This is a genomic window from Streptomyces sp. SID14436, from assembly GCF_010548465.1.
Lineage (GTDB): Bacteria > Actinomycetota > Actinomycetes > Streptomycetales > Streptomycetaceae > Streptomyces.
Window position 1 is genome coordinate 1 of the sequence record NZ_JAAGMD010000809.1, and the last position, 13,693, is coordinate 13,693.

12 protein-coding genes and 2 pseudogenes are annotated in these 13,693 nt (G+C 71.3%); 3 read left to right on the forward strand and 11 right to left on the reverse strand.

Annotated elements, in window-relative coordinates; all coding sequences use genetic code 11:
* The 7 genes from G3I53_RS29685 to G3I53_RS29715 all read right to left on the reverse strand — a co-directional run.
* A partial coding sequence (locus G3I53_RS29685; RefSeq protein WP_164438953.1) for an NADH-quinone oxidoreductase subunit G occupies window positions 1–1,498 on the reverse strand: 1,498 nt, incomplete at its 3' end.
* Entirely contained in the window at window positions 1,495–2,844 is a 1,350-nt protein-coding gene (gene nuoF / locus G3I53_RS29690) for an NADH-quinone oxidoreductase subunit NuoF (RefSeq protein ID WP_192229503.1), read from the reverse strand. The genes nuoF and G3I53_RS29685, both read right to left, overlap by 4 nt.
* Window positions 2,841–3,701 carry an NADH-quinone oxidoreductase subunit NuoE gene (gene nuoE / locus G3I53_RS29695; RefSeq protein WP_164337646.1) on the reverse strand — a complete coding sequence of 287 codons (861 nt, stop codon included), beginning with the start codon at window positions 3,699–3,701 and terminating at the stop codon, window positions 2,841–2,843. Before nuoE ends, nuoF begins: the two co-directional genes overlap by 4 nt.
* Window positions 3,698–5,029: an NADH-quinone oxidoreductase subunit D gene (locus G3I53_RS29700; RefSeq protein ID WP_164337647.1), complete on the reverse strand. Its 1,332-nt coding sequence runs from the start codon at window positions 5,027–5,029 to the stop codon at window positions 3,698–3,700. The genes nuoE and G3I53_RS29700 overlap by 4 nt, the downstream gene beginning before the upstream one ends.
* Window positions 5,026–5,775: an NADH-quinone oxidoreductase subunit C gene (locus tag G3I53_RS29705; RefSeq protein ID WP_164337648.1), complete on the reverse strand. Its 750-nt coding sequence runs from the start codon at window positions 5,773–5,775 to the stop codon at window positions 5,026–5,028. The genes G3I53_RS29700 and G3I53_RS29705 overlap by 4 nt, the downstream gene beginning before the upstream one ends.
* Window positions 5,772–6,326 carry an NADH-quinone oxidoreductase subunit B gene (locus G3I53_RS29710; protein WP_006133126.1) on the reverse strand — a complete coding sequence of 185 codons (555 nt, stop codon included), beginning with the start codon at window positions 6,324–6,326 and terminating at the stop codon, window positions 5,772–5,774. The genes G3I53_RS29705 and G3I53_RS29710 overlap by 4 nt, the downstream gene beginning before the upstream one ends.
* 10 nt (window positions 6,327–6,336) lie before the next feature.
* Window positions 6,337–6,696 carry an NADH-quinone oxidoreductase subunit A gene (locus G3I53_RS29715; protein WP_164337649.1) on the reverse strand — a complete coding sequence of 120 codons (360 nt, stop codon included), beginning with the start codon at window positions 6,694–6,696 and terminating at the stop codon, window positions 6,337–6,339.
* 733 nt (window positions 6,697–7,429) lie between these two features.
* Between G3I53_RS29715 and G3I53_RS29720 the strand changes: the two genes are divergently transcribed.
* Window positions 7,430–8,266, forward strand: coding sequence for a C40 family peptidase (locus tag G3I53_RS29720; RefSeq protein WP_164337650.1), 837 nt, complete (start codon window positions 7,430–7,432; stop codon window positions 8,264–8,266).
* Window positions 8,267–8,508: 242 nt separating this feature from the next.
* Here the strand turns inward: G3I53_RS29720 and G3I53_RS29725 are convergent, their stop codons facing one another.
* Entirely contained in the window at window positions 8,509–10,188 is a 1,680-nt protein-coding gene (locus tag G3I53_RS29725; RefSeq protein WP_164438954.1) for a hypothetical protein, read from the reverse strand.
* 186 nt (window positions 10,189–10,374) lie between these two features.
* The gene (locus G3I53_RS29730; protein ID WP_343239565.1) at window positions 10,375–11,658 is read right to left on the reverse strand and encodes a geranylgeranyl reductase family protein; all 1,284 of its coding nucleotides are present in this window, start codon (window positions 11,656–11,658) and stop codon (window positions 10,375–10,377) included.
* A gap of 99 nt (window positions 11,659–11,757) precedes the next feature.
* Between G3I53_RS29730 and G3I53_RS29735 the strand changes: the two genes are divergently transcribed.
* Window positions 11,758–12,264, forward strand: coding sequence for a GNAT family N-acetyltransferase (locus G3I53_RS29735; RefSeq protein ID WP_164338117.1), 507 nt, complete (start codon window positions 11,758–11,760; stop codon window positions 12,262–12,264).
* 188 nt (window positions 12,265–12,452) lie between these two features.
* Window positions 12,453–12,774, forward strand: a pseudogene (locus G3I53_RS29740) (PASTA domain protein).
* Here G3I53_RS29740 and G3I53_RS29745 read toward each other — a convergent pair.
* The gene (locus tag G3I53_RS29745; protein ID WP_164338118.1) at window positions 12,761–13,456 is read right to left on the reverse strand and encodes a demethylmenaquinone methyltransferase; all 696 of its coding nucleotides are present in this window, start codon (window positions 13,454–13,456) and stop codon (window positions 12,761–12,763) included. The pseudogene G3I53_RS29740 and the gene G3I53_RS29745 overlap by 14 nt on opposite strands.
* A gap of 48 nt (window positions 13,457–13,504) precedes the next feature.
* Window positions 13,505–13,693: pseudogene (locus G3I53_RS29750) on the reverse strand (hypothetical protein); the annotation flags it as partial.

The window sequence follows — 13,693 nt, forward strand, 5'->3', positions numbered from 1 at the left end:
CGCCCGCGACGCCCGCGAGCCGTTCGCCGACGACGATCACCGCACCGTCGGCGCGCAGCGCCTCGGCCGCGGCGGCCCCGTCGCCCTCCAGGCCGACCCCGCTCGCGAGGGCGTCCAGCCACTCGGTCTCGGTGCCGGGGGCGGCGGGCAGCAGCGTGCCGCCCGCCTTCTGAAGACCGCGGGTGGCGTGGGTGGCCAGCGCGAAGGTGCGCTGGCCGTGCTTGCGCCAGGCCTTGCGCAGCCGCAGGAAGACGCCGGGCGCCTCCTCCTCGGACTCGAAGCCGACCAGCAGGACGGCGGGCGCCTTCTCCAGCGCGGTGTGGGTGACGCCCGTGCCGTCGAGGTCACGGCCGCGGCCGGCGACCCGGGCGGCCAGGAAGTCGGCCTCCTCGCTGCTGTGCGCCCGCGCCCGGAAGTCGATGTCGTTGGTGCCCAGGGCCACGCGTGCGAACTTGCTGTACGCGTAGGCGTCCTCGACGGTGAGCCGGCCGCCGGTCAGGACGCCGGTGCGGCCCCGGGAGGCGAGCAGGCCCTGGGCCGCGATCTGCAGCGCCTCGGGCCAGGAGGCGGGCTCCAGCTCGCCCTCGGCGTTGCGCACCAGCGGGGTGTCGAGCCGGTCGCGCTGCTGCGCGTAGCGGAACCCGAAGCGCCCCTTGTCGCAGATCCACTCCTCGTTGACCTCGGGGTCGTTGCCCGCGAGGCGCCGCATGACCTTGCCGCGCCGGTGGTCGGTGCGGGTGGCGCAGCCGCCGGAGCAGTGCTCGCACACCGACGGCGAGGAGACCAGGTCGAAGGGGCGGGAGCGGAACCGGTAGGCGGCCGAGGTGAGCGCGCCGACCGGGCAGATCTGGATGGTGTTGCCGGAGAAGTACGACTCGAAGGGGTCGCCCTCGCCGGTGCCGACCTGCTGGAGGGCGCCCCGCTCCAGCAGTTCGATCATCGGGTCGCCCGCGACCTGCACGGAGAACCGGGTGCAGCGGGCGCACAGCACGCACCGCTCCCGGTCGAGCAGGACCTGGGTGGAGATCGGGACCGGCTTCTCGTAGGTCCGCTTCTTGCCGTCGAAGCGGGACTCGGCCTGGCCGTGCGACATCGCCTGGTTCTGCAGCGGGCACTCGCCGCCCTTGTCGCAGACCGGGCAGTCCAGCGGGTGGTTGATGAGCAGGAACTCCATCACACCGTGCTGGGCCTTCTCGGCGACCGGCGAGGTGAGCTGGGTCTTCACCACCATCCCGTCGGTGCAGGTGATGGTGCAGGAGGCCATCGGCTTGCGCTGGCCCTCCACCTCGACGATGCACTGGCGGCAGGCGCCGACCGGGTCGAGGAGGGGGTGGTCGCAGAACCGGGGGATCTCGATGCCGAGCTGTTCGGCGGCCCGGATGACCAGGGTGCCCTTGGGCACGCTGATCTCGACGCCGTCGATGGTCAGCGTCACCAGGTCCTCGGGCGGGACCGCCGCCTCTCCCCCGCCGGAGGGAGCGTTGGTGGTCACAGTCATGCGTGCACCTCCGTACGGTCGGCCCAGGCCGTCGACTTGGCCGGGTCGAAGGGGCAGCCACGGCCCGTGATGTGCTGCTCGTACTCCTCGCGGAAGTACTTCAGCGAGGAGAAGATCGGCGAGGCGGCGCCGTCGCCGAGGGCGCAGAAGGCCTTGCCGTTGATGTTGTCGGCGATGTCGTTCAGCTTGTCCAGGTCGGACATCCGGCCCTTGCCGGCCTCGATGTCCCGCATCAGCTGCACCAGCCAGTACGTGCCCTCGCGGCAGGGCGTGCACTTGCCGCAGGACTCGTGGGCGTAGAACTCGGTCCAGCGGGTCACGGCGCGGACCACGCAGGTGGTCTCGTCGAAGCACTGGAGTGCCTTGGTGCCGAGCATGGATCCGGCCGCGCCCACGCCCTCGTAGTCCAGGGGGACGTCGAGGTGTTCGTCGGTGAGCAGCGGCGTGGAGGAGCCGCCCGGGGTCCAGAACTTCAGCCGGTGGCCCGGGCGCATGCCGCCGCTCATCTCCAGCAGCTGGCGCAGGGTGATGCCGAGCGGTGCCTCGTACTGGCCGGGCTGGGCGACGTGGCCGCTGAGGGAGTACAGCGTGAAGCCCGGGGACTTCTCGCTGCCCATCGAGCGGAACCATTCCTTGCCCCGGTTCAGGATGGCGGGAACCGAGGCGATCGACTCGACGTTGTTCACCACGGTGGGGCACGCGTACAGGCCCGCGACCGCGGGGAAGGGGGGACGCAGCCGCGGCTGGCCGCGGCGGCCCTCCAGCGAGTCGAGCAGTGCGGTCTCCTCACCGCAGATGTACGCGCCCGCGCCGGCGTGCACGGTCAGTTCGAGGTCGAGTCCGCTGCCCAGGATGTTCTCGCCGAGGAAGCCGGCCTCGCGGGCCTCGCGCACGGCCTCGTGCAGCCGCCGCAGGACGGGGACGACCTCGCCCCGCAGGTAGATGAAGGCGTGCGAGGACCTGATCGCGTAGCAGGCGATGACGATGCCCTCGATGAGGCTGTGCGGGTTCGCGAAGAGGAGCGGGATGTCCTTGCAGGTGCCGGGCTCGGACTCGTCGGCGTTGACCACGAGGTAATGGGGCTTGCCGTCGCCCTGCGGGATGAACTGCCACTTCATGCCCGTGGGGAAGCCGGCGCCGCCGCGTCCGCGCAGACCGGACTCCTTGACGTAGGCGATCACGTCGTCCGGTGACATGGCGAGCGCCTTGCGGAGCCCTTCGTACCCGTCGTGTCTGCGGTAGGTGTCCAGCGTCCAGGACCTGTCCTCGTCCCAGAAGGCGGACAGCACGGGTGCGAGCAGCTTCTCCGGTCCGGTGTCCTTGAGTTCGGGTGCCAAGGTCATCACTCCCCCTCCTCGGCAACGGGTCCGGCGGGATGCGCGGGATCGGAGGCCGACGTGTCCTGCGGCGCGTCGTGCGAGCTGAGGTGTTCGGTGGGCGACGGCTCGTGCGGCGGGGTCTCGGCCGGGGCCTCTCCGCGCGGGTGGACGACCCGCGCGGGCGGTGCCTCGCCCTTGGCCAGCTTCAGGCCGGCCAGGGAGGCGGGACCCGCTCCGCCGGTGGCCTCGACGGCGCCGTCCCGCTCGTCGGGGAAGCCCGCGAGGATCCGGGCGGTCTCCTTGAAGGTGCACAGCGGGGCCCCGCGGGTGGGCGCCACCGGGCGTCCGGCGCGCAGGTCGTCGACCATGCGCTTGGCGCTGTCGGGGGTCTGGTTGTCGAAGAACTCCCAGTTCACCATCACGACGGGCGCGTAGTCGCAGGCCGCGTTGCACTCGATGTGCTCGAGGGTGACCTTGCCGTCCTCGGTGGTCTCGCCGTTGCCGACGCCCAGGTGTTCCTGGAGCTCCTCGAAGATCGCGTCGCCGCCCATGACGGCGCACAGGGTGTTGGTGCACACCCCGACCTGGTAGTCACCGCTCGGCCGCCGCCGGTACATGCTGTAGAAGGTCGCGACGGCGGTGACCTCGGCCGTGGTCAGGCCGAGGACGTCCGCGCAGAACCGCATCCCGGTGCGGGTCACGTGGCCCTCCTCCGACTGCACCAGGTGCAGCAGGGGCAGGAGCGCGGACCGGGAGTCCGGGTAGCGGGCGATGATCTCGCGCGCGTCGGTCTCCAGCCGGGCGTGGACGTCGTCCGGGTAGGCGGGCGCGGGCAGTTGGGGCATGCCCAGGCTCACGCCCCGCTCGGAAGAAGAGGTGGTCACCGGTCGACGCCTCCCATCACGGGGTCGATGGACGCGACGGCGACGATGACGTCGGCGACCTGGCCGCCCTCGCACATCGCCGCCATGGCCTGCAGGTTGGTGAAGGACGGGTCGCGGAAGTGGACCCGGTAGGGGCGGGTGCCGCCGTCGGAGACGACGTGCACCCCGAGCTCGCCCTTGGGCGACTCGACCGCGGTGTACGCCTGTCCCGGCGGGACGCGGAAGCCCTCGGTGACCAGCTTGAAGTGGTGGATCAGGGCCTCCATGGAGGTGCCCATGATCTGCTTGATGTGGTCGAGGGAGTTGCCCAGTCCGTCCGGTCCCAGGGCGAGCTGGGCGGGCCACGCGATCTTCTTGTCGGCGACCATGACCGGGCCGGGCTGGAGCCGGTCCAGGCACTGTTCGATGATGTTCAGCGACTGGCGCATCTCCTCCAGGCGGATCAGGAACCGCCCGTAGGAGTCGCAGGTGTCGGCGGTCGGGACCTCGAAGTCGTAGGTCTCGTAGCCGCAGTACGGCTGGGCCTTGCGCAGGTCGTGCGGCAGGCCGGTGGAGCGCAGCACCGGGCCGGTGGCGCCGAGGGCCATGCAGCCGGCCAGGTCGAGGTAGCCGACGTCCTGGAGCCGGGCCTTGAAGATGGGGTTCCCGGTGGCGAGCGCGTCGTACTCCGGGAGGTTCTTGCGCATCGTCTTCACGCACTCGCGGATCTGGTCGACCGCGCCGGGCGGCAGGTCCTGGGCGAGTCCGCCGGGGCGGATGTAGGCGTGGTTCATCCTCAGGCCCGTGATCAGCTCGAAGACGTCGAGCACGAGTTCACGGTCCCGGAACCCGTAGATCATGATCGTGGTGGCGCCGAGCTCCATGCCGCCGGTGGCGATGGCCACCAGGTGGGAGGAGAGCCGGTTCAGCTCCATCAGGAGCACCCGGATGACCGAGGCGCGGTCGGGCACCTGGTCCTCGATGCCGAGCAGTTTCTCGACCGCGAGGCAGTAGGCCGTCTCGTTGAAGAACGGCGTCAGGTAGTCCATGCGCGTCACGAACGTGGTGCCCTGCGTCCACGTGCGGTACTCGAGGTTCTTCTCGATGCCGGTGTGGAGGTAGCCGATGCCCGCGCGGGCCTCGGTGACGGTCTCGCCGTCGATCTCCAGGATCAGCCGGAGCACTCCGTGGGTGGAGGGGTGCTGGGGGCCCATGTTGACGACGATGCGTTCGTCGTCGGCGCGGGCGGCGGCCTCGACGACCTCGTCCCAGTCGCCGCCGGTCACCGTGTAGACGGTGCCCTCGGTGGTTTCGCGGGCCGATGCGGAAGAGGGGGTGTGCGTGCTCATGAGTACGACCTCCGCTGGTCCGGAGCCGGGATCTGGGCGCCCTTGTACTCGACGGGGATGCCGCCGAGGGGGTAGTCCTTGCGCTGCGGGTGGCCCTGCCAGTCGTCCGGCATCATGATCCGCGTCAGGGCCGGGTGACCGTCGAAGACGATGCCGAAGAAGTCGTACGTCTCGCGCTCGTGCCAGTCGTTCGTCGGATAGACCGAGAACAGCGACGGGATGTGCGGGTCGCTGTCGGGCGCGCTGACCTCCAGGCGGATCACCCGGTTGTGGGTGATCGAGCGCAGGTGGTAGACGGCGTGCAGCTCGCGGCCCTTGTCGTTGGGGTAGTGCACGCCGCTGACCCCGGTGCACAGTTCGAAGCGCAGGGCCGGGTCGTCGCGCAGGGTCTTCGCGACCCGCACGAGGTGCTCGCGCTCGATGTGGAAGGTGAGTTCGCCGCGGTCGACGACCGTCTTCTCGATGGCGTTGTCCGGGAGGAGGTCCTGCTCCTCCAGCGCGCCCTCCAGTTCGTCGGCGACCTCGTCGAACCATCCTCCGTAGGGGCGGTTGGACGGTCCCGGGAGCCGGACCGAGCGGACCAGCCCGCCGTAACCGGAGGTGTCGCCGCCGTTGTCGGCGCCGAACATGCCGCGCTGGACGCGGATCTCCTCGCCGCCGTCGCCGCGCTGGCCGGGGAGGTTCTCCGCGGAGAGGTCCTTCTCGGGGTTCACGCCGTCACCCCCGGTGCGGTGTGCGTCGCTCATCGCAGCAGCCCCTTCATCTCGATCGTGGGCAGGGCCTTGAGCGCCGCCTCCTCCGCCTCGCGGGCCGCCTCCTCGGCGTTCACGCCCAGCTTGGAGCTCTGGATCTTCTGGTGCAGCTTGAGGATCGCGTCCATCAGCATCTCGGGCCGGGGCGGGCAGCCGGGCAGGTAGATGTCGACCGGGACGACGTGGTCGACGCCCTGCACGATCGCGTAGTTGTTGAACATGCCGCCCGAGGAGGCGCAGACCCCCATGGAGATCACCCACTTCGGGTTCGGCATCTGGTCGTAGACCTGCCGCAGCACCGGCGCCATCTTCTGGCTGACCCGGCCGGCCACGATCATCAGGTCCGCCTGCCGGGGCGAGCCGCGGAAGACCTCCATGCCGAAGCGCGCCAGGTCGTAGCGGCCGGCGCCGGTGGTCATCATCTCGATGGCACAGCACGCGAGGCCGAACGTGGCGGGGAAGACGGACGACTTGCGCACCCAGCCCGCGGCCTGCTCGACGGTGGTCAGCAGGAAACCGCTCGGCAGCTTTTCTTCGAGTCCCATGGCTAACCCCTCAGTCCCATTCCAGGCCGCCGCGCCGCCATACGTACGCGTACGCGACGAAGACGGTGAGCACGAAGAGCAGCATCTCCACGAGCCCGAAGATCCCCAGGGCGTCGAAGCTGACGGCCCACGGGTACAGGAAGACGATCTCGATATCGAAGATGATGAAGAGCATCGCCGTCAGGTAGTACTTGATCGGGAAGCGCCCGCCGCCGGCCGGCGTGGGGGTCGGCTCGATTCCGCATTCGTAGGCCTCGAGCCTGGCGCGGTTGTAGCGCTTCGGACCGATCAGCGTGGCCATGACCACGGAGAAGATCGCAAAGCCTGCCCCGAGGGCTCCCAGTACGAGGATGGGCGCATACGCGTTCACCGCTCCTCGCTCCTCTCAGTCGGCACTGACTGCTGGCGCGTCGGGCCTCCCACCCGCCTCATCACCCCCTCGAACCACGCCCGCCCCGGCGAAGATCGAGAACATGTGAAGCAGGTCACAAGCCCAACCGCTCCGCATCCTATGCCTGGTGGTCTGTGATCTGCGACACGGGGTATCGGACTACCTTTGTGATCTCTGCCACCTGACGAACGATCATGAAGTCGGATGAGCGGTGATCTTCACACGCGAAGCGTCCGCGCGATCACGAGAAGTGACATTTTGGCACGTCAGTGCAGGTCGGAAGGGTGCGTCTCCATATCAAGAGATTTCCTCTGCATGCAAATTGGTGCTGGACCCGATCCCTTGATAGAGGCGCGTTCACACCTGAGGGGGGTCCCGCGGAGCGATGTGGACGCGCGGCGGACACGTGCACGCGTTCACGAAGTCCGGGCGCCGCCCGTCCGGTCCGCGCCGCCACCCCGGGACGCCACCGCCGGGGTAATCGTTCCGTGACCTCCACCACATTCATGAGAGGGGGATGAGAAGAGGGCTTGGCCAATCGTCGCGACCGGTGGTAGGCGGCGGGCAATTCGGGCGTAACGATGAAAGACCGTGATCACAGGCCGGTTACGGGCAGTCCGCAATGTCCGTTACGGCGTCAATAAGGAACGACACGCCCGGGATTCGGGGCCCTGATTGAACAACTGTGGCGCAGCACACGTTTCTTGTGGATATGAAGGAGCCCCTGGTACCGGTTGTTCCCATGTCCCACACCGCTCAGATACGCAGCCACCGGAAGCCCCGGCGCACCGCACAGACCACGATGGCGATGCGGGCCGGCGTGGCCGGTGGCGTCCTCAGCACCCTGGCAGTGGCCGGCGCATCGGGTTCGGCGAACGCAGCCGAGCCGGTGACCCAGACCCTCGAACTGCCCACCCTGACGGCCGACCTGGCCGCTCAGGTCGCCCAGTCCGCGGACGCCACGCAGCAGGCCGCCGCGAACTACCAGCTGCGGGCCGAGCGCGACGCGGCCGCCGCCGAGGCGGCCAAGGAGGCCAAGGCGGACCTCGCCGAGGCCAAGAAGAAGGCCGCCGCGAAGAAGAAGGCGGCCGAGGACGCCCGCAAGGCCGCCGCCGAGCGTGCCGCGCGCACCGCCGACCGGCCGGACCTCACCGCCGGCGCGAGCACCGCCACGACCGCCTCGGCGCCCGCCAGCGGCAGCGTCGCGACGGTCATCGCCTTCCTCAAGGCGCAGGTGGGCGACGCCTACGTCATGGGCGCCACCGGCCCCAACGCCTGGGACTGCTCCAGCCTGGTGCAGGCCGCGTTCAAGCAGGTCGGAGTGGACCTGCCGCGCGTCTCGCAGGCCCAGTCGACGGTCGGCACCGACATCCCGCTCTCGCAGGTCCAGGTCGGCGACATCCTGTACTGGGGCGGAAAGGGCTCCGCGTACCACACGGGTGTCTACATCGGTAACGGCCAGTACCTGGACGCGGCCAACCCCTCGAAGGGTGTCGTCATCCAGGACCTCTCCGGCTACCCCGCGTCGGGTGCCGTGCGCGTGCTCTGAGCCGCACACCGACACGTTGAAGGGCCGCTGCCGCTCGGGGGCAGCGGCCCTTCGCCGTGCGCCGGTTGCACCGTATTGCCCGAATCGCCCGCCCGCCGGACGGCGTTGGCGGGCCGTTCGCGCGCCCACGGAGCGCCCGCACGGCCCTTGACGGCCCCTCACGGCGCCCGGCACGGCCGTGGGCGGCCGAGAGCCCGTCCGGGGCTCCCGGCCGCCCACGACGACCGCGTACGGCTTCCGTGTCAGGCGGTGGCACCGCCGGACTGCTGCGCGCGCCGGCGCAGGAACACCGCGAGGCCCGTGCCGAGGCCGAGCGCCAGCAGTGCGGCCCCGCCGGTCAGCACCGTGCCGCCGGCCCCGGTGGACGCCAGCCGGCCCCCGGTGCCCTTGTCCCCGGTGTCACCGGACGCGCCGTCCGCACCGTTCGTGCCGTTCGTCCCGTCCGCGTCGTCGGTGCCCGGGCCGCCGTCCTCACCGGCCGCGGGCGGGGTCGTGGCGCCCGGCGTGCCGCCGTCGCCCGGCTCGTCGCTCCCGTTGAGCACGATCCAGGCGGAGTCGTTCGACTGGTCCGAGTCCCAGGGGTTGTCCCACTCGGGCAGCGCCACCTCGGCCCGCGCGTTCCGCACGACCCGGTCGATGCGGAACGTGAACGGGAAGGTGAGGGACGCGTCCTCCAGCAGCGGGGTGCTCACCCAGCAGAGGTAGCCCTTCTCGTCCTCGGTGAGGGTGGTCTCCCCGCAGCGCTCCGGGCTCTTGGTGACCGTGGCGCCCTCGGGCACGCGCACCGTGAAGACGAGGGGTTCGCCGCCGGAGCGCTGCGCGCTGAGCCAGGCCGGGCCGTTGTTGCGGAAGCCGATCTCCGCGGTGACGGTGTCGCCGGCCTTCCCGTGCGCCGAGGCGCCGGTCAGCTCCAGGTCGTAGGTGTTGTTGCGGGGCAGGTCCAGGTCCACGTACCGGGTGTAGTCGGCGGCGTCGGCGCCGGCGACCTTCGTCAGCTCCAGGTCGGGCCCGGTGCCCGGACGGTGGCCTTCCGCGGCGCGCAGCTTCCTCGCCTCGGCCGGCGGCACGGCCGTGAAGGAGTAGGTGAAGATGTCGTTCAGGGCGAAGTCGGCGGTCTTCACGCGCAGCGGCTCGGCCAGGGCGTAGGCCGTCCCGGCGTCGAGGGTGTCGGGGAAGGCGCAGACCACGTCGGTGCCCTGCCGCAGCAGCGGACCGGTGGTGGTCTCCAGGTAGGAGCAGTTGCCGTAGGAGTCGGGGAAGGACACCCCGCGCGAGCCGTGGAAGCGCAGCACCGCGCCCTCGGCGGGCATGCTGCCCGCGTTGCGCAGCCCGACGGGTGCCCGGTAGGTGCCGCCCGCGCGCAGGTCGTCCGGCACGGAGAGCCGGCGGTTCAGCAGTTCGGGGCCGCCCACGAGCACGTCGACGGTCAGCGGGCTGAACTCCAGGCCCTCGCCCTCACCGGTGACGGTGATGCTGCCGGCGTCCCCGGCCTCGCTGTCGTCGTCGATGTCGAGCCGGATGCCGCCCAGCCGGTTGTACTGCTCGCCCGCGTAGAGCTCGGTGCCGGTGCAGACCGCGACGAGGCCGTCGGCGTCGCAGGGCAGTTTCACCGAGGCGACGCCCTTCAGCCCGGTGGCGTCGATGCGGATCGTGTACTCCCCCGTGAACACGGGCGGGACGACGCCGTCGCCGTCGAACTCCTCTCCGGGCGCCTTCAGCCGCAGGCGGACCTGGGGTTCGGACGGGTCACCGTTGTCCGAGTGCAGCGAGAGGCCGACCCGGTCCTCGCCGGTGATGGTCACGGGCAGGGGCGCCTCGGCCGCCACGGCGGTGCCGGCCGCGCCGACCGCGACCAGGCTCGTGGCGGCCAGCAGCCCCAGGGCTCTCAGCGGCCCGGAGCGCCGGCTTGCCTGCTCTGTCATGGAAGACCCCTTCGTCGAACGGGACGTGCCCGGATGGGTACGTCCCGTTCGACCCGGGCCCCGGTCCGCCGGTTGCCCACGGGCCGGTCACACGATGATCACGTTCGCCCATCCGCTCCGGACAAGCGGGACCCATCGGACGCGCGGGCCGTCTCCGCGGGCATCCGCCGCCCGCGCCAAGGGAGTTCAGGCCTTCGGGGCCACCTTGCTCAGGCCGTTGATGACGCGGTCCATGGCGTCGCCGCCCGTCGGGTCGGTCAGGTTGGCGAGCAGCTTCAGGGTGAACCGCATCAGCATCGGGTGGGTGAGCCCCCGCTGGGTGGCGATCTGCATGACCTTCGGGTTGCCGATGAGCTTCACGAAGGCGCGGCCGAGCGTGTAGTAGCCGCCGTAGGTGTCCTTGAGGACCCGCGGGTAGCGCTGGAGGGCGAACTCCCGCTGCGCGGGGGTCGCCCGCGCGTGGGCCTGCACGATGACGTCGGCGGCGATCTGCGCGGACTCCATCGCGTAGGCGATGCCCTCGCCGTTGAACGGGTTGACCAGGCCGCCCGCGTCGCCGACCAGCAGCAGTCCGCGCGTGTAGTGCGGCTGGCGGTTGAAGGCCATGGGCAGCGCTGCGCCGCGGATCGGGCCGGTCATGTTCTCCGGGGTGTAGCCCCAGTCCTCGGGCATCGAGGCGCACCACGCCTTGAGGACCTCGCGCCAGTCCAGTTCCTTGAAGGACTCGGAGGTGTTGAGGACGCCGAGACCGACGTTGCTGGTGCCGTCGCCCATGCCGAAGATCCAGCCGTAGCCGGGCAGCAGCCGGTCCTGCGGGCCGCGGCGGTCCCACAACTCCAGCCAGGACTCCAGGTAGTCGTCGTCGTGGCGGGGCGAGGTGAAGTAGGTGCGCACGGCGACGCCCATCGGGCGGTCCTCGCGCCGGTGCAGGCCCATCGCCAGTGACAGCCGGGTGGAGTTGCCGTCGGCGGCCACCACCAGCGGGGCATGGAAGGTGACTTCGCGCTTCTCCACCCCCAGCTTGGCCTTCACGCCGGTGATGCGGCCGGTGCGGTCGTCGATGACCGGCGCGCCCACGTTGCACCGCTCGTACAGCCGGGCGCCGGCCTTCTGGGCCTGCCGGGCGAGCTGTTCGTCGAAGTCGTCGCGCTTGCGGACCAGGCCGTAGTCGGGGAAGGAGGCGAGTTCCGGCCAGTCGAGCTGGAGGCGGACGCCGCCGCCGATGATGCGCAGGCCCTTGTTGCGCAGCCAGCCCGCCTCCTCGGAGATGTCGATCCCCATGGCGACGAGCTGCTTCGTGGCGCGCGGGGTCAGGCCGTCACCGCAGACCTTCTCCCGCGGGAACTCGGTCTTCTCCAGCAGGAGCACGTCGAGTCCGGACCTGGCCAGGTGGTAGGCGGTGGTGGAGCCTGCTGGCCCCGCGCCCACGACGATCACATCGGCGGTGTGGTCGGAGAGGGGCTCGGTCACGGCGGGTTCTCCCCAAGGCTCGAAAACTGCGTGCCGACCGGCACTGGACATGGGCAGTCTATGCAGGAGAATCGATCACCCGGCTGAAGGGCTGCCTCCGTGACCAGAGCTCTGCCCGCTGTGCGGCTCCGTGTGCCCACCCATGAGGACGCCGTCGTCTGGCACCGCATCTTCGCCGACCCCGACGTCATGGAGTTCCAGGGCGGCAGGCCCGCGGAGTTGTCGGTCTACGAGGAGCTCACCGCCCGCCAGCGCCGGCACGACGCCGAACGGGGCTTCTGCCTGTGGACGATGCTCGACGAGAGCGGTGCCGTCATCGGGTTCACCGGCGCGCAGCCCTGGGAGCGGGAGTGGGGTCCCACCGGCGAGACGGAGATCGGCTGGCGGCTCGCACGGCGGTTCTGGGGCCGGGGGTACGTCACCGCGGCGGCCCGCCAGACCCTGGAGCGGGTGCGCGCGGCGGGGGTCGCGGACGTGGTGGCGATGGTGGACGCCCGCAACACCCGTTCCATAGCGGTCACCCGGCGCCTCGGCATGCGTCTCGCCGAGACGTACACGACCCCGGTGTCCCGCCGCGAGGGCCACTGCTACCGCCTCGCCCTGTGACCGCGCGGCCCGCACCGCCGCCCCACCGCCCCGGCGATCACTCACGGTCATCCCGCGTCACGTAACGCGACGCGAGCCTTCCGGCGGGCACCCCGGCGGGTCTACCCTGCCGGTACCGCTGGGGGGTGACGTCCGTGCGAGTGACACCCGGGACACCCGAGGTGCGCGTGCCGCACCTGGTCGGTCTGATGGCCGTGGACGCGCGCGAATCGGTCCGCGCGCGGGGCCTGTTCCTCCACGCGCCGGACCGGCCGGAGTTCCACCTGGCCCTCGTCGACCACGTCGTGCGCCAGTACCCGCAGCCCGGCGCCGAGGTGCCGCGCGCGTCCCTGGTCTACGTGTGGTTCGACCTCGGGAAGGGCGAGGGCGGCGGGGGGCGTGCGCGAGCCGCGCGCCTCCGGACCGCCCGGCGGTGGCCTCGCGCGCGAACTGGACGAACCCCGCCCGCCGCTGCTCGGCGACCCGCTGCCGCCGTCCGGCCCGGCCCTGCTGGCGGTCAGCTCTCCTTGAAGCCCCGGTGCAGGGCCACCACGCCGCCCGTCAGGTTCCGCCAGGCCACCCGGGACCAGCCGGCCTTGCCCAGCCGCTCGGCGAGGGCGGGCTGGTCGGGCCAGGCGCGGATCGACTCGGCGAGGTAGACGTAGGCGTCCGGGTTGCTGCACACGGTGCGGGCCAGCGGCGGCAGCGCGCGCATCAGGTACTCGGTGTAGACGGTGCGGAACGGCGTCCAGGTGGGATGCGAGAACTCGCAGATGACGATCCGGCCGCCGGGCCGCGTCACCCGGTGCATCTCGCGCAGCGCGGCGTCGAAGTCCTGCACGTTGCGCAGGCCGAAGGAGATGGTGACGGCGTCGAACACGTCGTCCCTGAAGGGCAGCCGGGTGGCGTCGCCGGCGGTGTAGGGGAGCCAGGCGCGGTTGCGCTTGCCGACCCGGAGCATGCCGAGGGAGAAGTCGCAGGGCACCACGTAGGCCCCGGTCCGGGCGAAGGGCAGCGACGACGTGCCGGTGCCGGCCGCCAGGTCGAGGACCTTCTGCGCGGGGCGCGCGTCGACGGCCCGGGCGACCTCCTTGCGCCATCGGCGGTCCTGGCCGAGGGACAGCACGTCGTTGGTCAGGTCGTACCGTTCCGCCACGTCGTCGAACATCGAGGCGACTTCGTGCGGCTGCTTGTCCAGGGATGCGCGGGTCACGGGCCCATTGTGGCAGCCCGGCCCCCGCGGCCCCATGGCACCCGGCGCTCAGCGCCGCCGGTGCACCAGCCGTCCGGCGAGCACGGTGGCCACGCAGGTGGCGGCCCCGCGCGCGGTCAGCGCCGCCTCGTCGGGCACGTCGAAGACGGCGAAGGTGGCCGGCCCCTCCCCGACGGCGGGCGGGGGAGCGGTCACCCGGGCGAGGCTCCGTCCGGCGAGCGGGTCCAGGCCGGCGGC